This window comes from Bradyrhizobium sp. SMVTL-02 (assembly GCF_051853005.1).
Lineage (GTDB): Bacteria > Pseudomonadota > Alphaproteobacteria > Rhizobiales > Xanthobacteraceae > Bradyrhizobium.
Genome location: NZ_CP182469.1, coordinates 3631702 through 3657427 on the forward strand (window position 1 = coordinate 3631702; position 25726 = coordinate 3657427).

The following is a 25726-nucleotide window of genomic DNA, read 5'->3' on the forward strand; positions in this document are numbered from 1 at the left end:
AACAGCGTGGATATGACGATGGCGAGCGTTGCTTGCATCGGCGAATGCATGGTCGAGCTCCGGCAGGCCCAGGGTGGTGCTTCTGCCGGGCAGGGGCAGGGCGGCGGGCTGTACTCGCGCGGCTTCGGCGGCGACACCCTCAACACGGCCGTGTATCTCGCGCGGCTCGAGGTCAAGGTCGATTACCTCACGGCACTCGGCGACGATGCCCTGAGCGATGAGATGATCGCGGCCTGGAATGCGGAGAGCGTCGGCACGCGGCGCGTGGTGCGGCTGCCGGGCAAGCTGCCCGGCCTCTACATGATCCAGACGGATGCCAAGGGCGAGCGCCAGTTCTTCCACTGGCGCGACAGCGCGGCGGCGCGGCAACTGATGAGCCTGCCGGAGACCGAAGAGCTGCTCAACTCGCTGATGAGCTACGACATCGTTTATCTCTCGGCGATCACACTCTCGATCTACGATGCGGCCGGGCGCGATCGCCTGTTCGCGGCGATCAAGCGCGCGCGCCTGCTCGGCACCCGTTTCGTGTTCGACACCAATTTCCGCGCGCGCGGCTGGCCCGATCGCGACGTGGCCCGCGAGGTGTTTGCCGCGGCCTTCGCGGCGGCCGACATCGTGCTGACCTCTACCGAGGATCTGCTCGCGCTTTACCCCGGCGAGAGTCACGGGCAACTGATGGCGCGCATTCCCACGCCCGAGCTTGTGTTCCGGCTGGCCGAGCCCGTGAGCCTGCTGCGCTTCCCCGGCGGGACCAGCGAAGTCCGTGCCGAACAAATGACAAAACCTGTCGTTGACACCACGGCGGCCGGCGACAGCTTTGCGGCCGCCTATATCGCGGCCCGGCTCGCCGGCGCCGAGCCGGCGGAGGCGGCCCAGGCCGGCCATCGCCTCGCCAGCCTCGTGATCTGCTATCCCGGCGCCATCATTCCGGGCTATGCCATGCCGCCGAAGAAGCGGCACCGGCCGGCGGCCTCTCGCCAAGCGACCAAGTGAATCGAGACCATGACCACGACTGCTCAACAGAACCACCTCGTCGCGCTGTTCAAGACGGCGACCGTCATCCCCGTCCTCACCATCGAGCGGATCCAGGACGCCGTGCCGCTGGCGCGTGCGCTGGTCGCCGGCGGCGTCCGCACGCTGGAGGTGACCCTGCGCACCCCCGTTGCGATCGAGGCGGCGCGGGCGGTGATGGCAGAGGTCCCCGAAGCGATCGTCGGCATCGGCACGATACTCAATCCGGCCGACTTCACCCGCGTCGAGAAGCTCGGCGTCGCGTTCGGCATCAGCCCGGGCCTGACCCCGGATCTTCTCAAGGCCGCGGCCCACAGCTCCCTGCCATTCGCGCCGGGCATTGCCACGGCGTCCGAGTTGATGATGGCGCTGTCCCACGGCTTCGACGTCGCAAAGTTCTTCCCGGCCGAGCAGGCCGGCGGCATCAAGGGCCTGCGCGCCCTTGGCGGCCCGTTCCCGAACGTGCGGTTCTGCCCTACCGGCGGGGTCGGCGAGGCCAATGCGGCGACCTGGCTCGCCGAGCCCAATGTGGTGGCGGTCGGCGGTTCCTGGCTGTGCCCGACAGCGGAGATCAGGGCGGGGAACTGGGCCGGCATAACTGCCATCTGCCAGCGCACTCTCCAGGCCCTTAAACCTGCGTGAAGTCTTGCCATCCCTGGGCTAAGACTTAGGTCAGGCAGAGACCGCTAGGGAGAAAAGCCATGACCGCCAGCATCGTCGGATGGGCGCATACGCCGTTCGGCAAGTTCGACACCGAAACCGTCGAAAGCCTCGTCACCCGCGTCGCCAACGAGGCGCTGGCGGATGCCGGCATTTCCGCTTCCGACGTCGACGAGATCGTGCTCGGCCATTTCAACGCCGGCTTCTCGCCGCAGGATTTTACCGCCTCGCTGGTGCTCCAGGCCGACCCGAAGCTGCGCTTCAAGCCGGCGACCCGCGTCGAGAACGCCTGCGCCACCGGTTCTGCCGCGGTGCATCAGGGCCTGCGAGCGATTGCCGCAGGCGCCGCCAAGATCGTGCTCGTCGTCGGCGTCGAGCAGATGACGCGGACGCCGGGGCCGGAGATCGGCAAGAACCTGCTCAAGGCCTCCTATCTGCCCGAGGACGGCGACACGGTCGGCGGCTTCGCCGGCGTGTTCGGCAAGATCGCCAGCTCCTATTTCCAGAAATACGGCGACCAGTCCGATGCGCTGGCCCTGATCGCGGCCAAGAACCACAAGAACGGTGTCGCCAATCCCTTCGCCCAGATGCGCAAGGACTTTGGCTTCGACTTCTGCCGTGCCGAGAGCGAGAAGAATCCGTATGTCGCCGGTCCCCTGAAGCGCACCGACTGCTCGCTGGTCTCCGACGGCGCCGCGGCGCTGGTTTTGGCCGATGCCGAGACCGCCAAGGGCATGAGCAAGTCGATCGGCTTCCGCGCCACCGCGCACGCCCAGGACTTCCTGCCGATGTCCAAGCGCGACATCCTGCAGTTCGAGGGCTGCACCGTCGCCTGGCAGCGCGCGCTGGAGAGGGCCGGTGTGACGCTGTCCGATCTCTCCTTCGTCGAGACCCATGACTGCTTCACCGTTGCCGAGCTGATCGAATATGAAGCGATGGGCCTGACGCCGAAGGGGCAGGGCGCACGCGCCATCAAGGAGGGCTGGACGCTCAAGGACGGCAAGCTGCCGGTCAATCCGTCCGGCGGCCTGAAGGCCAAGGGCCACCCGATCGGCGCCACCGGCGTCTCCATGCATGTGATGACCGCGATGCAGCTCGCCGGCCAGGCGCCCGAGGGCATGCAGCTCAAAAATGCAAAACTCGGCGGCATCTTCAACATGGGCGGCGCGGCCGTCGCCAACTATGTTTCGGTGCTCGAGCCGCTCAAGTAAGCTCTCGTGGGGGTGGGCAAAGGCGAGAAAGCGCCGTGCCCACCTTTTCCTTGCGCTAGATCATGGTGGGCACGCTTCGCTTTGCCCACCTTAACGCTCCTGATTGATTTGCGGAAAAAAGCATCATGAGCAATGCATACGAAGATTCACTTTCTCTCGAAGCACTGAACGACCGTATCGCAATCCTTGAGGACAATATCCGCCAGCTCATCGAGCAGGCTGCGGCCGCTTCCGGCGAGCAGAACGAGTCGCGCATCGCCGACCGAATCAATCAGCAGAATGACGAGCTGGAACGGCTCTTGAAGATCCGGGAATCCCGCCAGAAGAAATAGCGGCCGATATCGCCGCGCGGCGCATGCGGCCATACCCCGGCCGCCCTTGCGCGCGCGGCGTCCCTGTCTTTAGCTGGACTGAAATCGCTGGGCCGCCTCCAGAGCCCGCGCAATCGGGAGCGAACGATGGGGCCGCTGAAGGGCATCAAGGTCATCGATATGACCACCGTGCTGATGGGGCCCTACGCAACCCAGATGCTCGGCGACTACGGCGCTGACGTCATCAAGGTGGAATCGCTCGACGGCGACGTCACCCGCCTGATCGGCCCGATGCGCCATGCCGGCATGGGCCCGGTGTTCCTCAACACCAACCGCAGCAAGCGCTCGATCTGCCTCGACCTGAAGAAGCCCGCAGGCCGGGAAGCCGTGCTGCGGCTGCTGAAGGATGCCGACGTGCTGGTCTACAACGTCCGTCCGCAGGCGATGGCGCGGCTGCAGCTCGGCTACGATGTCGTCTCCGAGATCAACCCGCGCCTCGTCTATGCCGGTGTGTTCGGCTTCGGCCAGGACGGGCCCTATGCCGCAAAGCCCGCTTATGACGATCTGATCCAGGGCGCGACCGCACTGCCGGCGCTGATGGCCCAGACCGGCGACGGCGTGCCGCGCTACGTGCCGAACGCGCTGGTTGACCGCATCGTCGGCCTCACCGCGGTCGGCGCGATCTGCGCCAGCCTCGTGCATCGCGATCGCACCGGCCGCGGCCAGCGCGTCGACATTCCGATGTTCGAGACCATGGCCGGCTTCGTGATGGGCGACCATATGGGCGGGCTCACCTATGAGCCGCCGCTCGACAAGGGCGGCTACGCCCGCCATCTCTCGCGCGACCGCCGGCCGTACAAGACCTCGGACGGCTATCTCAGCGTCATCGTCTACAACGACAAGCAGTGGGAGAATTTCTTCAAGGCGACGGGCCGTGACGATCTGCGCGCCGATGCGAAGTTCGCCACCTTCGCCGGCCGTGCCGCCAATATCGATGTCGTCTATGCCGAGCTCGCGCGCATCTTCGAGACTCGCACCACGGCGGAATGGATCGAGCTGCTCACCAGGGCCGACGTGCCGGTGATGCCGATGCACGATCTCGCCTCGATCCTGCACGATGAGCATCTGGAGGCGACCGGATTTTTCCCGGTGGTCACGCATCCGACCGAAGGTCCGATCCGCAGCATGAAGGTGACGGCGAGCTGGTCGGAGACCGAGGCCGAGCCGGTGCGGCTGGCGCCGCGGCTCAACGAGCACGGCGCGGAGATTCTTCGCGAGATCGGCTACTCCGAGGACGAGATCGCGGCCTTGGTCCGCGAAGGCGTCACGCGTTCGGCGCCGGAGTAGGGGGAATGGCGAGGAGGAGAGACCATGAGCTTCATTACCGGCGTCGGCCTCACGCCATTCGGCAAGCACGAGGGCTCGTCCTCGCTCGACCTGATGAGCAAGGCCGCGCAAGCCGCGCTCGACGATGCCGGGCTGAAGCGCACTGAGATCGACGGCGTCCTCTGCGGCTATTCCACCGTCTCGCCCCACATCATGCTCGCCACCGTGTTCGCCGAGCATTTTGGCATTCGCCCGTCCTACGCCCATGCCGTGCAGGTCGGCGGCGCCACGGGGCTGGCGATGACCATGCTCGCGCATCATCTGCTCCAGGCGGGAGTCGCAAAGCACGTGCTGGTCGTCGCCGGCGAGAACCGCCTCACCGGGCAGAGCCGCGATGCCTCGATCCAGGCGCTGGCGCAAGTCGGCCATCCCGACTACGAGGTGCCGCTGGGCCCGACCATCCCGGCCTATTACGGCCTCGTCGCCAACCGCTACATGCACGAATACGGCGTGAGCGAAGAGGACCTCGCCGAATTCGCCGTGCTGATGCGCAGCCACGCCTGCACCCATCCCGGCGCGCAATTCCACGATCCCATCACGGTCGCCAACGTCATGGCCTCGAAGCCGGTGGCGATGCCGCTCAAGCTGCTCGACTGCTGCCCGGTGTCGGATGGCGGCGCGGCCTTCGTTATCAGCGGCGAGCGAACGGGCGAGGCCGGCGTGCGCATCCGCGGTTGCACCCAGGCCCACACCCATCAGCATGTCACCGCCGCGCCTGCCCTCAGCGAGCTTGGCGCCGAGATCTCCATCGCCCGTGCGAAGAAAGCCACGGCCTTGCGATCTCCGACGTGCGCTACGCCGCCATCTACGACAGTTTCACCATCACGCTCGCCATGCTGCTGGAGGATCTCGGTCTCGCGGGCCGCGGCGAGGCGGCCGCCCGCGTGCGATCGGGGCATTTCGGCCGCGACGGCGCGATGCCGCTGAACAGCCATGGCGGTCTGCTCAGCTATGGCCATTGTGGTGTCGGCGGCGCCATGGCGCATCTGGTCGAGGCGCATTTGCAGATGACTGGGCGGGCATCGAATCGCCAGGTGCGCGATGCGTCCATAGCGCTGCTGCACGGCGACGGCGGCGTGCTGTCGTCCCATGTCAGCATGTTTCTGGAGCGGGTGCGATGAGCAATCGTCTAGGAGACTGGACCGAGGGCGAGCAGGCGATCACCTACCAGACCTGCACCTCCTGCGGCCATGTGCAGTATTTCCATCGCGCTTTCTGCGCGGCCTGCGGGGCGTCCGATCCGCGCGAGGCGCGCGCCAGCGGCAAGGGCAGGGTGTACGCGACCTCGCTGGTCTGCCGCGCCGCCACGCCCGAGACGCGCGCGCACGTGCCCTACAACATCCTGCTGGTCGATTGCGCCGAGGGATTCCGCATGATGGGGCATGGCGAGAATGGGCTCGCCATCGGCGAATCGGTTGTCGCGAGATTCGAGCCGTTCGCCGGAAAGCTCGTGCCGTACTTCGCCAAGAGCAAATAGGGGGATCCGTCATTCGGGGGCGGTCCGAAGACCGGGCCGGGAACGGGATTCTGGGCTTGGCCTGCTAGGGCCGCGCTACGCGCGGTCCCGTGAGGGCCACCCCGGAATGACGAAAACTCTTGGAACGCGTAACTCAACGCCCGTAGAACAAGATGCTGGCGATGACGAGCATCGCCGTCACCGCCAGCATATGCGCGAGCGCTCCCGAGGCCGCCCCCTTGGTGGCTTCCTTCATGCCGTTTTCTCCCTAGACTTGGGCATGACTCATCGTTGCGCGGCGAGCGCGCACGACGGCCAATTGTTTTACTCGGAACACCCCTTGCGAGTATCCGCCGCGATTTGTCCCCACGCGGCGAATATCGACTGTCTCAGGGTCGATCAGCAATGCGGCGGCATTTTGACTCGATGATGTTGCTCATGCGTCCGCTCGCAATTAGAGTTTCAGGGACCTCTCGCCGATGGCGACAAAAAGCATCAAAAAGTCAGGGAAAAAACTTCAGGAAAATCATGGCCCGCATTCAGTACAGCAACCCGTCCAAGGCCTCCGATCGCACCCGCGAAATTCTCGACAAGAACCGCCACGCCAACATCTTCCGGATGATGGCGCACTCGCCGAGCTACTTTGAGCAGTACTGCCGCTTGGGTGGCGCGATCAGGCACAAGGGGGAACTCGATCCGGTCGTGCGCGAGCTCGCGATCACGCGCACCGGTATCCTGTGCCAGGCGCCGTACGAGATCGTCGCGCACAAGCGCATCGGAAAGAATGTCGGCGTCACCGACGAGCAGAACGAGGCGCTCGAGAATTGGCAGGCCGCGACCTGTTTCAACGAGGTGCAGCGCGCGGCGCTCGCCTTCACCGACGAGGTCGTGAAACTGAACAAGCCGACTGACCCGACCTTCGAGGCGATCGCGTCGAAGCTGACGCCGGCCGCGCTGGTGGAGCTCCAGCTCTCTGTCGGCTTCTACATCATGACTTCAAAGTTCTTGGAAACGTTCGAGATCGATCTCCAGCCCGTCACCGAAGTGGTGGGCTGATCCGACACAAACGGCGAGGGATGCTCATGACGATCGATGAATATGCGGTCTGGGCCGCGAGCATTGCGAAAGTCGACGAGCATCCGTCCAACGAGCGGCTGTCCTATCTCGGCCTCGGCCTTGCCGGCGAATCCGGCGAGGTCGCCGACCACATCAAGAAGCTGTTGCGCGATGACTGGCTCGACAAGGCGGGTCTCGTCGACGAGCTCGGCGACGTCATCTACTACTGGGCCTGCCTGTGCGCGGCGACCGGACAGAAGCCGTCCAAGCTGCTCGAAGCGAGCGCAGCGAAAATCAAGCGGCGGTTGAGCGAAGCCGCGAGCCGCTGAAGCAAGCTGTGAGCTGTAGGCCCGGATCACCTCTCCGGAGGGAGAGGTCGGATCGCATCGAAGATGCGGTCCGGGTGAGGGGTTACAACCTTGGTTGAACGCTGCGGCCCCTTCCCCGGATCGCACTGGACGATGCTTCGCATCGCCAGGCGAAATCCGACCTCTCCCCGACAGGGAGAGGTGAAGAGCCTCGTTCAGCGCTCACGTCGACGTCAAAATATCCACCTTCGCATTCGCGACGATCAGGCGGTCGGCGAGCAGCCGGGCGAGGTTGCGCATGATGCACTCGCTGGCGCGCGGATGCTGCTCGCGGAAACGCTCGAAATCCTTCAGCGGCACTTCGAACGCCGTCGCCGCCATGTCGGCGAACACATCGGCCGAGCGGGTCTGCTCCAGCAGCGCCATCTCACCGAACGCCATGCCGGCGGTGAGCGTTGCCAGCCGCACGCCGTCGGGCAGCGTGACATGCACCGCGCCGCTGCGCAGGAAGAACAGGGCATCGGCGGGATCGCCTGTGGCGAGGATTTTTGCGCCGGACTGATAGGTCCTGACGGTGCAGATGGCGCCGAGCTCGGTCAGCTCTTCCGCGCCGAGGCCCTCGAGCAGCGGCTGTTCGGCCAGTTCGGTGGTCTCATGAAAATCGATGGAGCCGCCATAGCGGTACACGATCTGGTCCTCGGCCCATTCGATCGCCGCGTCGAGCAGGTAGAAGTCGCGCACGTTCTTCAGCTCCGCCGTCCATTCGCGCAGGCTGTTCCACTCCTTGGAGGCGCGCCGGACGCCCGACAGGACAACGGTGACATTGAGTGCAGCGAGCTCCTGGAATGCTTCGGCCACGAGTCGCGCGCCGGCGCGCGTGGTCGAGGTGACGCGGTGGAGATCGAAGATCACGAACTGCGGCCGCGGCCGCCCCGCCAGCCGCCGCGAGACGTAATCGACCGCCGACAGCGACAGCGTGCCGACCAGCTCGATGATCCGCACCTCCTGCTCATGCGCGGCGAGGATCTCGCGCTCCTGCGGGCGGCGGACGCGGCGGGACGGGCTCTTGCCGATGTCGTAGTCGGCGATGACGGCGTTGCGCGCGTCGTCGCTGCGGTTGAGCATGTGCAGGTCGTAGTGCGAGGACAGCGCCTCGCAGACCTTGATGCCGCGCACGCTGTTGCCGTGCTTGTCGAGCTTTGGCGAATAGCTGCCGAGGCCGAGACGCGCGGGCAGGGCGGCCAGAATGCCGCCACCTACGCCGCTCTTGGCGGGAATGCCGATCCGGTAGATCCATTCGCCGGCATAGTCGTACATGCCCGACGACGTCATCACCGACAGCGTGCGCGAGATCGCGTAGGGCGTCAGCACCTGCTCGCCCGTCACAGGATTGACGCCGCGGTTGGCGAGGGTGGCCGCCATCACCGCGATGTCGCGCGCGGTGACCAGCACCGCGCATTGCCGGAAATAGACGTCGAGCACGGCAGCGACGTTGTCGGAGATCACCGCGTTGGTCTTGAGCAGATAGCCGATGGCCCGGTTGCGGTCGCCGGTCTGGCTCTCCGAGGTGTAGACGGCTTCGTCCACGGCGAGGTCGCGGCCGGCAAAACGGCCGAGGGCGAGCCGGATCTGCTCAAAGGCGTCTGCGCCCTTGTTGTCGTAGATCAGCCCGGTGCAGGCGATCGCGCCGGCATTCACCATCGGGTTGAACGGATGATTGTCGGAATTGAGCCGGATCGAATTGAAGGGATCGCCCGAGGGCTCGACGCCGATCGCGCTCTCGACCTTGCTTGCACCGAGCAGATCCAGCGCCAGCGCGAACACGAACGGCTTCGACATCGACTGGATGGTGAAGTGCACCCTGGAGTCGCCGACCTCGTAGACATGGCCGTCCAGCGTGGCGAGGCTGATGCCGAAATAGGCAGGGTCGGCCTTGCTCAGCTCGGGAATATAGTCGGGCACGTTGCCTGACGTTTCGGCAGAGAACTCATCGAGGCAATTGTCCAGAAACCGCAGCAAGGGCGGTTTCGAACGGGTCCAGACGGTGGCGGCGGGCGAGAGCGGTTTCATCGCCTCTGTTGTGCAACGCAATCAGGGCGCGCGCAACCCGTCAGGGACCACGGCCTGCCGCCGGACCAGCAGCAGGGCGATCAAAACCGTGGGCCCGAGGATGGCAAGCCCGAGCAGCGTCACCTGCATTTGCGACAGCGGCATGATCCCGCCACCGGGCGTGGCGACCACGAAGCCGCCGATCACCAGCAGCACGCGGATTGGCCATTCCAGCATCCCCGCGCCGCGCAAGTCGCCGACGAACGACTGGTAGCCCTGGATCCCGCCGCAGATGAAGAGGATGCCGAAACAGGCAAGTCCCGTGAGCCCGAACGCCTCCAGATACGGATTCGGGCCCTGGAGCAGCAGCGCCGGATTGAGCACGAAGAAGAACGGGATGAAGTAGATGATGCTGCCGACCCACATGCTCTCCCAGCCCGTCTTCATCGCGGGCGCGCCGGCAATGCCGGCCGCCGCGAAGGAGGCGATCGCCACCGGCGGGGTGATCGAGGACAGCATGCCCCAGTAGAAGATGAACATGTGCACCGCCATCTTGTTCAGCCCGAGCTTCTCCAGCGCGGGCGCGACCAGAATGGCGAGGAAGATGTAACAGGAGGTCGTGGTCAGCCCGAGCCCGAGGATCAGGCTGGTGATCGCGCACATGATCAGCAGCAGGAAGGCATCGCCGCCCGCGATGCTGAGCAAGTCGTTCGCGAGGCTCGAGATCACGCCGGTGAGCGAGAAGGCGCCGATCAACAGCCCGCAGCCTGCGAGGATCGCGATCAGCTCGACGAAGGTCTTGCCGTTGAGCTCGAGGAACTGCAGCCAGCGCGCGCCGCCCCAGTTCTTGCCGGGGAAGAATTCGTTCAGCGCCGCCAGAAGGCACATGCCCCACAGCGCAGCGTTGAGCACGCCGTACCAGAACATCGCCGCCGTCGCCGCGATCGAGCCGGCGAGGACGAGCGTGTTGCCGAGCTTCCAGCGCGCCGGTCCCGACCATTGGTGCAGGATCACCAGCAGCACGGAGGCATAGAACGGCGCATGGCTCTCGCGCTTGAAATAGAGCAGCATCACCACCAGCACGACGATCACGAACAGATAGTACCAGCCGTCCTTGAAGGCATCCCAGAACCGCGGCAGCTCGGCGCGCGGCAGGCCTTTCAGCTTGTGGCGGGCAGCATAGGCATCGACCTGCGCGAACAGGCCGACGTAGTAGAGGATCGAGGGAATGGTCGCGGCGAGCGCGACGTCGGCATAGCCCGTGTTCATGAACTGCGCCATGACGAAGGCGGTGGCCCCGAGCACGGGAGGGGCCAGCACCGCGCCGGTCGAGGCGCAGGCCTCGATCGCGCCGGAATAGGACGGCGTGAAGCCGGTCTTCTTCATGGCGGGGATCGTCATCGTGCCGGCGGTGAGCACGTTGGAGACGATGCTGCCGCCGACGGTGCCGAGCAGGCCGGAGGCGAACACGCAGACTTTCGCCGCGCCGCCGCGGAAGGTGCCGCACATCGCAAACGCGATGTTGATGAAGAACTTTCCCGCACCAGTCATCATCAGCGCGGTGCCGAACACCAGGAAGCCGATCACGGTGTCGGCAAAGGCCTGGATCGGAATCCCCAGCAGGCTCTCGCCGGAGAGCATGTGGTAGGAGGTGGTCTGCTGCAGCGTCGATTGCGTGCCGCGGAACGGCCCGAGCCAGGGAGAATCCGCAAACAGCGGATAGAGCGTGAACGGCAATACGCTGAGCAGCAGGCTCCAGCCGCCGGTGCGGCGCAGCGCCTCCATCAGCACGAACCACATCACGAGGCCGGCGGCGATGATGTTGGTGGGCGCGCCATCAAACTCCCAGCCAAGCTGCGCAGCTTTCCGGATATTGAGCATCAGCCAGATCGCCGAGCCGAAGGTGGCCGCGAACAGCAGAAGATCGTACCAGGGGATGCGATCGAGCGGCGCCTTCTCCGATCCCGGAAAGATCAGAAAGGTGAACGGCAGCATCAACGCGATCAACAGATAGAAGTATTCGGTGTTGAGCTGGGTATAGTCGATGAAGAACCGCAGCGAGAATTGCTGGTTCACACACAACATAATCGTGGCCGCGGTGGCCGCCATCAGCACCCAGCGCCATGCGCCCTTCAAGGTGCGGACGCGCGTGACCTCGGCCTCCTGCAGGTCGGCGGCGGCGCCGAGATGCGGGTCCTCGATCACGACGCGCTTGGCGTCGTCCTGCGGGCCGGTGGAGATGGAAGCAGACGACATGTTCGACACCGCGCGTGGGCAGCTAAAGCGAATGGCTGTTGGCTGAATTGAATGCGGCCGCGGCGATGCTTAACCTCTCCCGCTTGTGGGTGAGGTCGGCGCGCAGCGCCGGGCTAGGGCTTTCTCCTCTGCGGGAGTCTTTCTGCGGAGACACCCTCTCCCCAGCCCTCTCCCGCAAGCGGGAGAGGGAGCGCACTTTTCCTGGGGCAGAGATCAAACCCGACAGCATCTCGCTCTAGTCCTCGAACCCGTTCGGCATGTCGGCCTTGGCGAGCGCCGCGGCGCGCGCCTTCATCCAGCCGTCGAGAAATGCCTTCTCGTCCGACGACGGGTTGGACTTGCCGTAATCGGCCCAGGCCGCAGCTAGCACCTCCTGCCGCTTGAACAGCTTGTTGTTGTGCGCCTCCTGGGCGTCGCTCCATTGCCCAGCTTCTTTCAAAGCCTTCACGGCGCCGGGATGCACCGGCACCACCCAGTTCTTGGTCTGGCGATCGGCGGCAAGGCCGCCGGCGCCGGGCGCCGAGTCCTTGTAGGCGTCGTAGTTGACGATCATCGCCTTGGTGATGGCGTAGACCTGGTTGGCCGGTTGGGAGGCGTAGGCGACGAAGATCGGGTACGGATAGTTGCCGAGCTCGACCGGTTTCTCCGGCGAGATACCGGCACCGCAGGTCGCGACCTGCGGGAAGAAGAACGAGCCGACCTTCTGCATCCGCGCCCAGCCCTCCTTGTCCTTGGCCGGCAGCGGCGGCCAGATCAGGCCGCGCGGCGAGGTCTCGGCTTCCTTGGCGGGGCCTGTGATGGTGGTGCCGAAGGCGGCATCGACGTCGTTGTTGATCAGGCCCTTCCACATTGCGCCGTAGCTCGCGAACTCGACGGCCTTGACGTCCTTCTGCGTCAGTCCGGCGAAGGCGAGCACCGCGAGCGAATTCTGGTTCAGCGCGGGCGAGCCGACCACGAACCCGACGCGCTTGCCTTTCAGGTCCTTCAGTTCTTTCACGCCGGTGTCGGCTGCGACGCCAAGCGAACCGCAATTGCAGTCGACGGTCGAGAGCAGGATCTGGAGCGGCTGCGGCCCCCATTCCTTCGAGCCGAACTCGAATACGCCTTCCTGCGCGAAATAGGTGCCTGATCCCATCGCCGCGGAGGCCGCGCGCTTGGCGCGCAGCGGCGCGAGGCGGGCGACGTCGTTGCCGGCGGGCAGCACGCGCACGTCGGTGCTGTATTTGTCCTTCATCATCTTGCCGACGCCGACCGCGATGTTGAAGCCGGCGGTGCCGGTGTCGTAGGTGGTGAACGTCAATGTCGGCGGCAGCTTGATGTCTTCGGCGAATGCATAGCGCGTAGACGCAAAAGAAATGCCTGCCATCAAGGCAGGCGCGAGCATGAGCAGCCCACGAACCATGTTTTCCCTCCAATGATCCTCGCTTTGCCGCGAGGATTTCTCTCTTTGTTTGAAACAACGTTTTGTTTGAATCGGATCATGTCATCCGTATCAGGCGATGGCAACGAAGTACCGCGCATGCAGGAATGCGCCTGACAGATTGTCGCAGAAACCCGGGATAACGCAGTCAGTTCGCGACGATTGCGATCGCCTGTCCCTCGGCAACGACATCGTCCAGCTTCACCAGCAGCGATGTGATCGTACCGCTCGCGGGCGACGGCACCGGGATCTCCATCTTCATGGCTTCGACGACCACAACGTCATCACCATCTGCGACGGTTCCTCCAACTTGCACGGGAGTTGCGCAGATGCGCCCCGCGACTTCGGTGACGATCTTTATTTCTGGCATGCCATCGCCTTTTTGTTGTCGTGGCAAAATGCCTGAGGTAGCGTCGTCTGCAAGTGGAATTTAATTCCGCAGAGCGGAACAAACGGTAGGGATCATGGGACGACGTTCGGAGCGGTTGAGTAGGCAGGGTGCGCTCGCTGGCGAAGCCGGCGATGGTGACGTCATCCAGGTGGTGTCGCGCGCGTTCGACGTGTTGCGATGCTTCGAGGGCCATGAGGCCCGGCTCGGCAATCTTGAGATTTCAAATCGCTGCGGCCTGCCGCGCTCGACGGTGTCGCGGCTCACGCACACACTGACGCGCATGGGCCAGCTGGTCTATCTGCCGCGCGATCAGAAATATCGCATCGGCCCGAGCGCAGTGGCGATGAGCGCCTCGATGATGAAGGGTGCGCAGCTCCGCAGCATGATCCGCCAGCGGCTTCAGGAAGTCGCCGAGCAATTGCCGGGCACGGTCGGCTTCGTCGTGCCGGACCGTTTCCATCTCGTCTACCTCCAGTTCGCGCGCTCGGCCTCTGCGCTCGGCTTGCACGAGGGCACCGGCAGCCGCATCTCGATGGCATCGACCGCGGCGGGCGCGGCCTACACCGCTGCGCTGGCGCCGGAAGTCGGCGATGCCTTCATTGCGGAGATGGAGCGCGAAGCGCCCGAGGCCGCCAAGATCCTCAAGCCTCGCATCGAGGCCAACCGGCAGTCGCTGCGCGAGCGCGGCTATGTCGTGGCCTGCGGCCTGTGGAGCCCGCACATCAACGGCCTCGCGGTGCCGATCTGGTCGCCGCAGTACCAGACCTTCGTCGTGATCACGATCGGCCTCTTGTCCGCGATGTATGACGAGCAGCGTCTGCATGAGGAGGTCGCCCCGCTCATGCTTGCGCTCGGCCGTTCGCTCGGCAGCCTCATGGAGGGAGCGGAAGGCGACGTCTTCAACAACCGCATCTCGCGCAAACCGGTCGCCATGGCCGTGCACAACAATAACAAGCCGATCAATTCGGAGGGAGTGAATGAACTGGAAGCCGGAACTCGACGAGCTCGCCCGGCGCGAAGCCTTCGCGCGGGAGATGGGCGGCGTTGACAAGGTCAAGCGACAGCATGACCAGGGCCGGCTGACTGTTCGGGAGCGTATCGACAGACTGATCGACAAAGGCAGCTTCCACGAGATCGGCGCCGTCTCCGGCATCGGTGAGTACGATTCCAGCGGCGATCTGAAGAAACTGACGCCGGCGAACTGCGTGTTCGGCCGCGCGCGCGTCGACGGCCGCACCGTCGTCGTGGTTGGTGACGATTTCACCGTGCGCGGCGGCTCAGCGGATGCGTCGATCTCCGCCAAGCCGCTGATGGCGGAGGAGATGGCGCACGACTTCCGCCTGCCCATCGTCCGCATCATCGAGGGCTCCGGCGGCGGCGGCTCGGTCAAGACCATCGAGACCAAGGGCGCGGCGAACCTGCCGGGCGGTATCGGTGGCACGCGCTGGTATCGCTTCACGACGGAGAATTTGTCGCGCGTGCCCGTGGTCGCGCTCGGCCTCGGCTCGGTTGCGGGCTTAGGTGCCGCGCGGCTTGCCGCCAGCCACTATTCCATCATGACGCGGAAGTCCGCGATGTTCGTCGCCGGGCCGCCGGTGGTGAAGGCGCTGGGTCAGGACCTCTCGAAGGAGGAGCTCGGCGGCGCCGAGATCCAGACCCGCGCCGGTGCGGTCGATCACGCCGTTGACACCGAAGAAGAGGCATTTGCCTGCGCGCGCCGTTTCCTCTCTTATCTGCCGTCGTCGGTCTACGAGCTGCCGCCGACCTTGCCCTGCGCGGACAGTCCAGAGCGCGGCGACGAGGCGCTGATGAACGCGGTGCCGCGCAACCGCAAGCAGGTCTACAAGATGCGGCCCATCATCGAGTCGGTCGTCGACAAGGGCTCGTTCTTCGAGGTCGCCAGGAATTTCGGCAAGCCGATCATCGTCGCCCTCGCGCGGCTCGAGGGCCGGGCGGTGCTGGTGCTCGCCAGCGACAGCTTTCATTATGGCGGCTCCTGGACGGCGGATGCCTGCCAGAAGGTGGTGCGCTGGGTCGACTTCGCCGAGACCTTCCATCTGCCGGTCGTCTATCTCATGGACTGCCCCGGCTTCATGATCGGGCTCGACGCCGAGAAGGCCGCGACCATCCGCCACGGCGTTCGCGCCATGGCCGCGGTGAACCAGACCACGGTGCCCTGGTGCACCGTGATTCTGCGCAACGCCTTCGGCGTCGCCGGCGTCGTGCATCAGCCCGCCGACCGCTTCTCGATCCGCTACGCCTGGCCGTCGGCCTATTGGGGCTCGCTGCCGCTCGAAGGCGGCATCGAAGCCGCCTACCGCGCCGACATTGAAGCGGCCGAGGACAAGGCGGCGAAGCTGCGGGAGATCGAGGAGCGGCTGAACAAGCTGCGCTCGCCGTTCCGCTCGGCCGAAAAGTTCTGGGTCGAGGAGATCATCGACCCCAGGAAGACGCGTTCGCTTTTGTGCGAGTTCGCCCGGCTGGCCGAGCCGCTGCGCAAGGCCGGGCCGCCGCAGAATTTTTCGATCAGGCCCTAGGTCCGGCTGTCACCACCGTCATTGCGAGCGCAGCGAAGCAACCCAGAGTCCGTCGGCATCTGGATTGCTTGTGCGCCAGGCAAGCTGGCGTGGTCCAACCGGTGGAAGTCCGGTCCGGGTAAGCGGTAGCGAGCGCCCGGTAGTGAGTGTTGCGTGGCCGTCGGCAACGGCGGCTGCGAAGCGTACACAACGATGCTGTGGGGTGGGCTATTGAGCCGCGAAAGACAGAAACTCGCAGAGGCCGAGCCGGTAAGCAACGTCGAAGGCAACATGTGCGGCGCCGTTATGCGAGGCGCTGACGCTCTGCCGTGGTCGAAGACCCCATCACGCAGCAAAGGACCGCGTCGGAACCTGGGAGGTCCCGCATCTGACCGATGGCAACATGCCCCCAAGGTCCGCATCGGGAAGGCGAGGAGCCAAAGCCGATGACGAACGGATGCGGGAAGTCGGAGGCGGCCGTAGTAGCGTCGAAGCCTGCGAACGAAGCGGAGCGATCCGCGGAGGAGTTGGTGGAGCGAAGGGCCGCGACCAAGGGGAATGCGGACCAGCAAAGCACGCCCCGGACGCCGAGCCGGACAAGCGTGACACAGGCGTTGGAACGCATACGGCGAACTGCAAGGGAAAGGAAGAAGGAGAGGTTCACTGCGCTGCTTCACCACATCACGCCTGAACTGCTCGAGGCGGAGTTCTTCGCGCTGAAGAAGCATGCCGCGCCGGGTGTGGACGGAATGATGTGGCGGGACTACGAGCAAGACCTCAAGGCCAATCTTGAGGACCTGCATGCTCGTGTTCACCGGGGAGCGTACCGGCCGCAGCCGTCGCGGCGGGTCCATATCCCGAAGCAGGATGGGCGGCAGCGACCGCTGGCGATTGCGTCCCTCGAGGACAAGATCGTTCAGCGGGCAACCGCTACGGTGCTCAACGCGATCTACGAGGAGGACTTCCTCGGGTTCTCGTATGGGTTCCGGCCCGGGCGCAGCGCGCACGATGCGATGGATGCGCTGCTGGTCGGAATCGAGAGCCGGCGGGTGAACTTCATTGTTGACGCCGATATCCGCTCGTTCTTCGACATGGTGGACCAGGAATGGCTCATCCGCTTCGTCGAACATCGGACCGGCGACCAGCGTATCATCCGTCTGATCCGCAAATGGCTCAAGGCGGGTGTTCTCGAAGAAGGAACGGTCAGGGTCAGCGAACAGGGGACGGCACAAGGGGCGGTGATCTCGCCGCTGCTTGCCAACATCTACCTGCACTATGCCCTCGATCTGTGGGCCGAACGCTTCAGACGGCGCGAGGCCGCGGGCGACATGATCATCGTGCGCTACGCTGACGACTTCATCGTCGGCTTCGAGCATGAGAATGAGGCCCGGCACTTCCTCGAAGAATTGCGCAAACGGCTGCAGGAGTTCGCGCTGTCACTGCACCCTGAGAAAACCCGGCTGATCGAGTTCGGACGTCATGCGGAGGACAACCGCAGGCGGCGCGGGCTCGGCAAGCCGGAGACCTTCAACTTCCTCGGCTTCACCTTCATCTGCAGCCGATCCAAGCAAGGCAAGTTCCAGATCAGGCGCAAGTCTCGCAAAGACCGCATGCGGGCGAAACTGCAAGCCGTGAAGCAGGGAATGCGACGGCGTATGCACCAGTCGGTGCTCGAACAGGGCAAATGGCTGCGGCAGGTCGTTACCGGGTACTTCAACTACCACGCGGTACCGACCAACAGCCGAGCGCTCAGCGCCTTCCGCTACTTCGTCACCGAACAATGGAGGCGGATGCTTCGGCGCCGCAGCCAGATTGACGGGACCACGTGGCAGCGGGTCGCGCGGCTTGCCTCCGACTTGCTCCCCAAGCCACAAATCCTCCATCCTTGGCCCCGAACACGCTTCACCGCTACTCACCCGAGGTGGGAGCCGTATGCGGGAAAGCCGCACGTACGGATCTGTGCGGGGGGCGCCCAGCAATGAGCGTCCCTACCGCGACCGCTGCGCTCGCAATGACGGTTGAATTGAACAAGGAAGCGAATTCCTCGCTCTCCGCCTGCGCGGAGGCGCCTCGCCGTTCGGCGCCCGATCAAGCTGGGCAGGGCTCTCCGTAGCCCCCATGCGGCGATGTCCTTGATGCGCGCCTCGAAGCCGCCCGGCGACCACCCGTATTACGTGCCCCTGCACTCCATCGCCCCAATCTCCGGGCACCCGTTTAATTGGCGTTAATGATGCCTTCTCAATAAGAGACATCTCAATTTGTTGCAGTCCATGTTTATGGATGGCCCGTAAGCGTTGATTAAGAAGCCCATCCTCATAGTCCGCCCGTGATCGGCGCGGAATGGGCTGAAAACCCCTTCTTCCGCCTCGATCTCACCAGTTCAGGGATGTGTCGCTGCCGCAACGACGGCAATCAGGGTTAAGGGCAATGCTCCGCCGCGCAGTGGTTCGTTTCGCGAGAGACCGGAAGGCCAATGTCGCCATCATCTTCGCCCTGATGATGGTTCCGGTCATCTTTCTGCTTGGCATGACGCTCGACTATACGCTGGCCTTGCGCAAGCGGGAGCAATTGAACGCGGCTGCCGACGCCGCCGCGATCGCGGCCGTCAGGCCGGCGATGCTGACGCAGACCGATAGCGCCGTGGTCAAGGCGACCGCGGAAGCCGTGTTCGCAGCCAAGGCGAACCTCCCCGGCCTGTCGGCCGTTCCGATGCCGACGGTCACTGTCACCGATTCCGGCCTCGCGCGGACCATCACCGTGTCCTATACCGCGCAGTCCGTGAACAATTTCCCCGGCGTTCTCGGCAAGCAGACCTGGCAGATCGGCGGCTCCTCGACGGCGAAGGCCTCGAGCGCGCCCAACATGAATTTCTATCTGCTGCTGGATGACTCGCCGTCGATGGCGATTGCCGCGACCCAGACCGACATCAACAACATGATCACGGCCACGAAGAACCAGCCTTCGGGGTCGAAGAACTGTGCGTTCGCCTGTCACGAGACAAATCCGCAAAAGGACAGCGGCGCATTGTCCACGACCAAGGACAACCTCTACATCGCCCGCGCGAACAACATCAAGCTGCGCATCGACCTCGTGCAGAATGCCGTCACGCAGTTGATGGTCGGACCCTGGACCTGCCCGCAGTCGGGTGTGTCGGGCGGCGTCATGCAGTGCATGGCTGCGCTCAACAACACGACCTACAATGCCGCGATCTACACCTTCGACTACGGCCTGAACACGATCCAGACGCTGACCACCCCGACCAGCGCCGGCACCAAGATCTCCAACATCCAGCTGATGACGGTCGACCACCAGAACTGCATCATCACCAACAGCTCGGGCAACTGCGTCTACACAACCGACTACGGCACGGATATCTCGGGCGGGCTCACGGGCGTCAATGCGGTGATGCCGACGCCGGGCACCGGCACCAACCAGTCGGGCGATACGCCGCAGGAGGTCGTCTTCCTCGTCACCGACGGCGTCGAAGACAAGCTGATGCCGAAGCCAGGCACCTGCGATGCCAATGCCACCTATCCGCTTCCGACGGGCAGCAGCACGACCGTGCGCTGCCAGCAGCCGCTCGACACGACGATCTGCACGACGATCAAGAACCGCGGCATTCGCATCGCGGTCCTCTACACCGAGTACCTGCAACTGCCGACCGACAGCTGGTACAACAGCCGCATCGCGCAATTCAACAATCCGTCCTCGTCTTCCGGCATGATCGCACAACGGCTGCAGTCGTGCGCATCGCCTGGTCTGTATGCGAGTGTGCAGACGGGGGGCGACATTTCCGCGGCGCTGACCAATCTTTTCATCAAGGTCGCGTCCAGCACAGCCAGCCTCGTACAGTAGAGAAAAAGCGCCATGACGGGGCCGGGTGTTGCAACAACGAAGAGACGCCGCAATCGTTGCGCTGCTTTCGCGCGCGACAGCAAGGGCGCCACGGCCGTCGAGTTCGCGCTCGTCGCCGCGCCGTTCCTCGCCCTCATCATCGCGCTCATTCAGACGTTTATCGTCTTCTTCGCCCAACAATTGCTCGAGAACATCACGCGTCAATCCGCGCGCCTTGTCATGACGGGACAGGTGCAGTCCGCGCAGATGACCCAGGCCGCCTTCAAGCAGAAGGTCTGCGACCAGATCTCGATCCTGTTCACCTGCAGTGGTCTGATGGTTGACCTGCAGGTGGCCAATTCCTGGTCCTCCGCCAATACGGGCATGCCGACCTTGACCTTCGACAGTTCGGGAGCCGTCACGAACACCTGGCAATACAATCCGGGAGATGCCGGCGACATCGTCGTTCTCCGGGTGATGTACATATGGCCCGTGACGCTCGGGCCGCTCGGTTTCAACCTCTCGAACCTTTCGACCGGCAACCGGCTGCTCATGTCGTCGGCCGCGTTCCAGAACGAGCCAGGAGCTTCCTGATGATCGCCGCCTTGTCGTTTCGCGCTCGGGGCCTGTTGACCGATGTCCGCGCTGTTGCAGCGACGGAGTTCGCCATCGTGGCGCCGTTCATGCTGGTGCTCTACATCGGCGGCGTCGAGCTCGGGAACGGGCTGGCGATGAACGTCAAGGTCAGCGCCACCGCGCACAGTGTCGTCGACATGGTCACGCAGAACACGTCGATCAGCACGGCCCGCATGCAGGCCATCCTCGGTTCGGCGCAGGCAATCATGGCGCCTTTTCCCGTCAAGGATGCTAGCGGCGCCTCCCTCATTACGATCACGGTGTCCGAAGTCTCAACCGACGGCAGTGGCAACGCGACTGTCCAATGGAGCGAGTCGACCAATTCGTCGGCAGCGAGAAAGAAGGGTGATCCGATGACATTGTCGTCGTTCACCGCGCCTGATCCGAAGAATCCCAGCAATGCGAACATTTCGCTCATTCTGAGCGAGGTGACCTATAATTACACGACGAACCTCGGTTACACCATCACCGGCACCGTGAAGCTGAGCGACAGCTATTACCTTTTCCCGCGCTGCTCGACGAACAGCCCGGCCTTGTCGAGCTTTCCGTACTACGACGTCAAGTACTCGTCGTCCTCGACGACCTGCACATGCATCCAGCATCTGCAGCAGAAGACCTGCTGAGGCGTGGTCCGGAATAGCGCACGGCAGCCGCCGGGCTGGCTGATTGCACCTTAGGACGACATCCCGAACCGAACGATCCGACCGGTGTCTCGCGGATTGGTGACGCCGCGGCGTTCGGCGTCACCACCACGATGAGGTACTAGGCATGATCCGGAAGTTCGCAGCGGTTTTCCGAAGATCAGGCTTAATAGAACAACCTAGGCCATCGCGGGCCTTGCTTGCGGCTTCGGCTGTCGCGACAGCGCCAGCACGATCAGCGCGGCGAACACGCAGAGCGCGCCGGCGATGAAGAACGCAGGCAGATAGCTCTGGTAGACCGTCCGCGAGAAGCCGGCGCCGAACGCTGCGGTGCCCGCGCCGAGCTGATGGCCGGCAAAAATCCAGCCAAACACCAGATTGGCGCGCTCGGGCCCGAATTTCTGCGCTGTGAGGCGCACCGTCGGCGGCACCGTCGCGATCCAGTCGAGACCGTAGAACATCGCGAAGATCGATAGTCCATAGAACGAGAAATCGCTGAATGGCAGGAAGATCAGCGAGAGCCCGCGCAGGCCGTAATACCAGAACAGCAGCCAGCGATTGTCGTAGCGGTCGGACAGCCAGCCCGACATGATGGTGCCGAAGAAATCGAATATGCCCATCGCGGCGAGCAGGCTTGCGGCCTGCACCTGCGGGATGCCGAAATCGAGGCACATCGGGATCAAATGGACCTGAACGAGGCCGTTGGTCGAGGCGCCGCAGACGAAGAAGGTCGCAAACAGGATCCAGAACGCGGTCGACTTGGAGGCGTCACGCAGCGTGCCGAGCGCCACCGTCGTGATCGCGCCGTGATTGACCGGCGGGGCGGGCAGGGGCTCGGTGCCCTCGTCACCGAATGGGCGCAGGCCCACATCGCTCGGCCGGTCGCGCATCGCGAGCAGCACCGCGAGCGCGGAGACGCCCAGCATGATGCAGACGAAGCCGAGCGCAAGCCGCCAGCCGAAGCGTTCGGTCAGGCTTGCGAGCAGCGGCAGGAACACGAGCTGGCCGGTGGCGACGCTCGCGGTCATGATGCCGACCACGAGGCCGCGCCGTGCCGCAAACCAGCGCGTGGCGATGGTTGCGCCCAGCACCAGCGCCGTCATGCCGGTGCCGATGCCGATCACGACGCCCCACAGCGCGATGAGCTGCCAGATCTCGGTCATGCCGAGCGAGAGCACCAGCGCCGAGACGACGATGAGCTGCGCGGTCAGGGTGACGTTGCGCAATCCGTAGCGATTGAGCAGGGCGGCGGCGAACGGCGCCATCAGCCCGAACAGGATGAAGCGGATCGACAGCGCGGAGGAGATCTGCGCCGTGCTCCAGCCGAACTCCTTCTGCAGGGGAACGATGAATACGCCGGGCGCGCCGACCGTGCCGGCGCTGATCAGCGCGGCAAGGAATGTCACGCCGACCATCACCCAGCCATAATGGATGTTGCGGCGGGACAGCGCTGCCGCGAGCCAGTTCGAGATCATTGGGCCTCAATATTGTTGGCGAGCACCAGTGGGACCCGCGTCATGTTTACTATTTGACACAGTTGAGGGAAGTCTAAAATGCCAGACTTCCCTTAATTTCGGACATTGGCGTCGTGAGATTGGCGTCAGTGAGTCAGACGCTCCACCGCGATCGCGGTGGCTTCGCCGCCTCCGATGCAGAGCGCCGCGACGCCGCGCTTGAGGTTCTGCGCCTCCAATGCGTGCAGCAGCGTCACGATCAGCCGCGCGCCCGTGGCGCCAATGGGATGGCCGAGCGCGCAGGCGCCGCCCTTGACGTTCAGTCTGTCGCGGGGAATGCCGAGATCGCGCTGCGCCGCCATCGCCACCACGGCAAAAGCCTCGTTGATCTCGAACAGGTCGACGTCGGCGGCAGCCCAGCCGATCTTGTCCAGCAGCTTGCGAATCGCCGGGATCGGCGCCGTGGTGAACCATTGCGGCTCCTGGCTGTGGGTGGCATGGCCCTTGATCTCGGCGAGAACAGGCAGACCGCTCCGATCGGCAAGCGAGCGCTTCGTCAGCACCAGCGCGGCGGCGCCGTCGGCATTGGCCGAGGAAGCCGCCGGCGTGATGGTGCCGTTGGCGCGGAACGCGGGCTTCAGCCCGGGGATCTTTGCGGGGTCGACCTTCAGCGGATGCTCGTCGTTGGCGACGACACGCGGACCTGCCTTTTCCGCCAGCGTGATCGGCGCAATCTCGGCCTTGAACGCGCCGCCCTCGACCGCCTTGCGCGCTCGGCTCAGCGTCTCCATCGCATAGGCGTCCTGGTCCTTGCGGGTGAGCTGATAGGCCTCAGCAGTGGCCTCGCCGAAATCGCCCATTGAGCGGCCGGTCTCGTAGGCGTCTTCCAGGCCGTCCATCATCATGTGATCGATGATGCGGTCGTGGCCGACGCGGTAGCCGCCGCGCGCCTTTGCCAGCAGATAAGGCGCGTTGCTCATGCTCTCCATGCCGCCGGAGACGACGATCTCGGCCGAGCCGGCGCGGATGATATCGTGCGCCAGCATGGTCGCCTTCATGCCGGAGCCGCAGACCTTGTTGACCGTGGTGGCGCCGGTGGCATCGGGAAGGCCTGCCGCGCGCGCCGCTTGCCGCGCCGGTGCCTGGCCTTGCCCTGCCGGCAGCACGCAGCCCATGAAGACCTCGTCGACCTTCTCGGGCGCCAGCTTGGCGCGCTCCAGCGCCGCGCCGATCACGTGCGAGCCGAGCTTGTATGCGGGAAGTGTCGAGAGCTCGCCCATGAAGCGACCGAGCGGGGTGCGGGCGGCGGAGACGATGACGACGGGATCGGCGGCTTCGGCCATGATGAGGTTCCCTGGCGATGATATGTTAGATTATGATCATCATATGATGCGACGCAAAAAATGCAACCGCGCCTGGGATGAGAAAATCTTGCGGTCCGCATGAGATTTGGTCGTGTGAGCGGGCAGGGAGGTTGTGCCGGCGGCGTTGCGAGCGCGGTGGTCGGTCCACACACCGCTGTCATCGCCCGGCTTGAGCGGGCGATGACAGTATTCCAGAGACGGCTGTGATGAGCCGAGAGGCCGCGGCGCACTGGATGGCCCGGTCAAGCCGGGGCATGACACGTTAAGAGTGGGGAGAGCCTAACTCAGGTAGCGCGGCCTAGCGCTTCCGGTTGACAAACGCCTGCATCAACCGTGTCGGTTCGTCCGTCAAAAACGACTCGCCGAACACCTTCACGCTGAGATTCACCGACTCGGTCAGCGGCAGTTCCTCCCACTGGCGCAGCAATGCCTTCTGCGACCGCAGCGCCTCGGGACCGCATTCGAGCAAGGTCTTCACCAGGTGCTCGATCTCCGCGTCAAGCCCGCCCGGTGCTGCGACCTTGTCGATCAGTCCCCACGCCAGCGCGGTGGATGCGTCGATGTTCTCCGCCGTCATCACCAGCCAGCGGGCGCGGGCCCAGCCGATCAGACGCGGCAGCAGCGCGGCGTGGATCACCGAGGGGATGCCGACGCGGACCTCCGGCATGCCGAAATGCGCGTCATGCGCCGCGATCCTGAAATCGCAGGCGGCCGCGACTTCGAGCCCGCCGCCGAGGCACCAGCCGGGCATGCGCGCGATCACCGGGGCAGGGAACTGGCGCACGGCCTCGCAGAGATCGCGAAGGCGGCTGATGAACGCTTCTGCCGATTTCTGGTCGAGGCTGGCCATCTCCTTGATGTCGGCACCGCCGATCATGCTCTTCTCGCTCTGGCCGCGCAGCACCACGACGCGGATGCTGCGATCGGAGCTGAGCTGCTGCAAACCTTCGCGCACCGCGTCGGTCACGGGCGAGCCCAGGATGTTCAGTGTGCCGGCGTTGCAGATTGCGACGTGAACGACGCCGCGCGCGTCGCGCCTGATGCCGCAGTGGTTGTTGAGCATTTCCATCTTGGGATCTCGAAAGGTTTCGTGGACATGCGCGAGGTGCGCCGGTCGGGATCAGTTCCGGACCGAAACACCCGGCTTGTCAAGCGGGCAGGGCAGCGGCGTTGCCAGCGTGAAGTCCGTGGCATAGTATGATATATGTCATCTAAAGAGGCTGCCATGACCCGTGACGATCAACTCGGCCTGTTTTCGCCGGCGCAACGGCGCGAGCGCGTGGTGGACTGGCAGGTGCCCGCGCCGGTCGCCAAGGTGGCCACGGGCCTGTCAGGCATTGACGCCATGCTGGGCATCCGCGATGGCCGCCTGCCTCCGCCGCCGTTCGCAAAACTGATCGGCTTCACCATGGCCGTGGTCGAACCGGGCCGGATCGTCATGGAACTGGAGCCGCGCGAGGATCTCGAAAATACCATCGGCCTGCTGCACGGCGCGACCGCCGCGGCGCTGATCGACACGGCCATGGGCTGCGCGATTTCGACCCGGCTGGAGGCCGGGCAGTCCTCCGTGACCCTCGACCTGAAAATGACCTTCCTGCGCCCGCTGTCCGTGCGTTCCGGGCTGATCTCGGCCGAAGGCAAGATCATCAAGCTGGGGCGCCAGACCAGCTACACCGAGGGCTTCGTCCGAGACGGCAAGGGGGCGCTGGCGGTCCATGCAACTGCAACCTTCTCCATGATCGGCAATGTCTGAACGCGAATTAATT

The 25726-nt window shown here is 64.7% G+C and carries 22 protein-coding genes and 1 pseudogene; 16 read left to right on the forward strand and 7 right to left on the reverse strand.

The features are described 5' to 3' along the window. The first annotated feature begins 18 nt into the window (after window positions 1–18). From ACNJYB_RS16915 to ACNJYB_RS16955, 9 genes and pseudogenes are all read left to right on the forward strand, one after another. On the forward strand, window positions 19–993 hold the full coding sequence (locus ACNJYB_RS16915) for a sugar kinase (RefSeq protein ID WP_439374974.1): 975 nt from the start codon (window positions 19–21) through the stop codon (window positions 991–993). Between the two features lie 9 nt (window positions 994–1002). Beyond that, entirely contained in the window at window positions 1003–1653 is a 651-nt protein-coding gene (gene eda, locus ACNJYB_RS16920; protein WP_439374975.1) for a bifunctional 4-hydroxy-2-oxoglutarate aldolase/2-dehydro-3-deoxy-phosphogluconate aldolase, read from the forward strand. Window positions 1654–1712: 59 nt separating this feature from the next. Next, on the forward strand, window positions 1713–2882 hold the full coding sequence (locus ACNJYB_RS16925) for an acetyl-CoA acetyltransferase (RefSeq protein ID WP_439374976.1): 1170 nt from the start codon (window positions 1713–1715) through the stop codon (window positions 2880–2882). Window positions 2883–3007: 125 nt separating this feature from the next. Then, the gene (locus tag ACNJYB_RS16930) at window positions 3008–3214 is read left to right on the forward strand and encodes a hypothetical protein (protein ID WP_018645722.1); all 207 of its coding nucleotides are present in this window, start codon (window positions 3008–3010) and stop codon (window positions 3212–3214) included. A gap of 126 nt (window positions 3215–3340) precedes the next feature. Next, the gene (locus ACNJYB_RS16935) at window positions 3341–4540 is read left to right on the forward strand and encodes a CaiB/BaiF CoA transferase family protein (RefSeq protein ID WP_439374977.1); all 1200 of its coding nucleotides are present in this window, start codon (window positions 3341–3343) and stop codon (window positions 4538–4540) included. Window positions 4541–4564: 24 nt separating this feature from the next. Then, window positions 4565–5700 (forward strand): annotated as a pseudogene (locus tag ACNJYB_RS16940) (thiolase family protein). After that, window positions 5697–6056, forward strand: a complete 360-nt coding sequence (locus ACNJYB_RS16945; protein WP_439374978.1) for a Zn-ribbon domain-containing OB-fold protein — start codon at window positions 5697–5699, stop codon at window positions 6054–6056. The pseudogene ACNJYB_RS16940 and the gene ACNJYB_RS16945 overlap by 4 nt, the downstream one beginning before the upstream one ends. A gap of 507 nt (window positions 6057–6563) precedes the next feature. After that, window positions 6564–7091 carry a carboxymuconolactone decarboxylase family protein gene (locus tag ACNJYB_RS16950; protein ID WP_439374979.1) on the forward strand — a complete coding sequence of 176 codons (528 nt, stop codon included), beginning with the start codon at window positions 6564–6566 and terminating at the stop codon, window positions 7089–7091. 26 nt (window positions 7092–7117) lie between these two features. Further along, complete coding sequence (locus ACNJYB_RS16955; RefSeq protein WP_439374980.1) at window positions 7118–7420, forward strand: nucleoside triphosphate pyrophosphohydrolase family protein; 303 nt, start codon at window positions 7118–7120, stop codon at window positions 7418–7420. Window positions 7421–7621: 201 nt separating this feature from the next. Here the strand turns inward: ACNJYB_RS16955 and glsA are convergent, their stop codons facing one another. The 4 genes from glsA to ACNJYB_RS16975 form a co-directional block, all read right to left on the reverse strand. Continuing rightward, window positions 7622–9469: a glutaminase A gene (gene glsA, locus ACNJYB_RS16960; protein WP_439374981.1), complete on the reverse strand. Its 1848-nt coding sequence runs from the start codon at window positions 9467–9469 to the stop codon at window positions 7622–7624. 21 nt (window positions 9470–9490) lie between these two features. Next, window positions 9491–11704 (reverse strand): TRAP transporter permease, encoded by a 2214-nt coding sequence (locus tag ACNJYB_RS16965; protein ID WP_439374982.1) that lies wholly within the window; start codon window positions 11702–11704, stop codon window positions 9491–9493. Between the two features lie 235 nt (window positions 11705–11939). Next, complete coding sequence (locus tag ACNJYB_RS16970) at window positions 11940–13106, reverse strand: TAXI family TRAP transporter solute-binding subunit (protein WP_439374983.1); 1167 nt, start codon at window positions 13104–13106, stop codon at window positions 11940–11942. Window positions 13107–13272: 166 nt separating this feature from the next. Beyond that, a complete protein-coding gene (locus tag ACNJYB_RS16975; RefSeq protein ID WP_014495968.1) occupies window positions 13273–13494 on the reverse strand; it encodes a biotin/lipoyl-containing protein in 222 nt (73 codons plus the stop codon). 94 nt (window positions 13495–13588) lie between these two features. On the opposite strand from ACNJYB_RS16975, the gene ACNJYB_RS16980 reads away from it, so the two are divergent. The 6 genes from ACNJYB_RS16980 to ACNJYB_RS17005 all read left to right on the forward strand — a co-directional run bounded on the left by ACNJYB_RS16980 (window position 13589) and on the right by ACNJYB_RS17005 (window position 21124). Beyond that, window positions 13589–14563, forward strand: a complete 975-nt coding sequence (locus ACNJYB_RS16980) for an IclR family transcriptional regulator (RefSeq protein WP_439374984.1) — start codon at window positions 13589–13591, stop codon at window positions 14561–14563. Next, entirely contained in the window at window positions 14493–16052 is a 1560-nt protein-coding gene (locus ACNJYB_RS16985) for an acyl-CoA carboxylase subunit beta (RefSeq protein ID WP_439374985.1), read from the forward strand. The genes ACNJYB_RS16980 and ACNJYB_RS16985 overlap by 71 nt, the downstream gene beginning before the upstream one ends. Window positions 16053–16633: 581 nt before the next feature. Beyond that, window positions 16634–18013, forward strand: a complete 1380-nt coding sequence (ltrA, locus tag ACNJYB_RS16990; RefSeq protein ID WP_439368145.1) for a group II intron reverse transcriptase/maturase — start codon at window positions 16634–16636, stop codon at window positions 18011–18013. Between the two features lie 445 nt (window positions 18014–18458). Continuing rightward, window positions 18459–19886: a TadE/TadG family type IV pilus assembly protein gene (locus ACNJYB_RS16995; RefSeq protein ID WP_439374986.1), complete on the forward strand. Its 1428-nt coding sequence runs from the start codon at window positions 18459–18461 to the stop codon at window positions 19884–19886. Between the two features lie 12 nt (window positions 19887–19898). Next, the gene (locus tag ACNJYB_RS17000) at window positions 19899–20459 is read left to right on the forward strand and encodes a TadE/TadG family type IV pilus assembly protein (RefSeq protein ID WP_439374987.1); all 561 of its coding nucleotides are present in this window, start codon (window positions 19899–19901) and stop codon (window positions 20457–20459) included. Beyond that, the gene (locus ACNJYB_RS17005; protein ID WP_439374988.1) at window positions 20459–21124 is read left to right on the forward strand and encodes a TadE/TadG family type IV pilus assembly protein; all 666 of its coding nucleotides are present in this window, start codon (window positions 20459–20461) and stop codon (window positions 21122–21124) included. The genes ACNJYB_RS17000 and ACNJYB_RS17005 overlap by 1 nt, the downstream gene beginning before the upstream one ends. Before the next feature lie 197 nt (window positions 21125–21321). On the opposite strand, the gene ACNJYB_RS17010 is transcribed toward ACNJYB_RS17005, so the two are convergent. The 3 genes from ACNJYB_RS17010 to ACNJYB_RS17020 form a co-directional block, all read right to left on the reverse strand. Next, complete coding sequence (locus ACNJYB_RS17010) at window positions 21322–22617, reverse strand: MFS transporter (RefSeq protein WP_439374989.1); 1296 nt, start codon at window positions 22615–22617, stop codon at window positions 21322–21324. Between the two features lie 125 nt (window positions 22618–22742). After that, window positions 22743–23939 carry an acetyl-CoA C-acyltransferase gene (locus ACNJYB_RS17015; RefSeq protein ID WP_439374990.1) on the reverse strand — a complete coding sequence of 399 codons (1197 nt, stop codon included), beginning with the start codon at window positions 23937–23939 and terminating at the stop codon, window positions 22743–22745. A 319-nt stretch (window positions 23940–24258) separates the two neighbouring features. Next, window positions 24259–25029 (reverse strand): enoyl-CoA hydratase, encoded by a 771-nt coding sequence (locus tag ACNJYB_RS17020; protein ID WP_439374991.1) that lies wholly within the window; start codon window positions 25027–25029, stop codon window positions 24259–24261. 156 nt (window positions 25030–25185) lie between these two features. Between ACNJYB_RS17020 and ACNJYB_RS17025 the strand changes: the two genes are divergently transcribed. Then, window positions 25186–25713, forward strand: a complete 528-nt coding sequence (locus ACNJYB_RS17025) for a PaaI family thioesterase (protein ID WP_439374992.1) — start codon at window positions 25186–25188, stop codon at window positions 25711–25713. The last annotated feature ends 13 nt before the right edge of the window (window positions 25714–25726 follow it).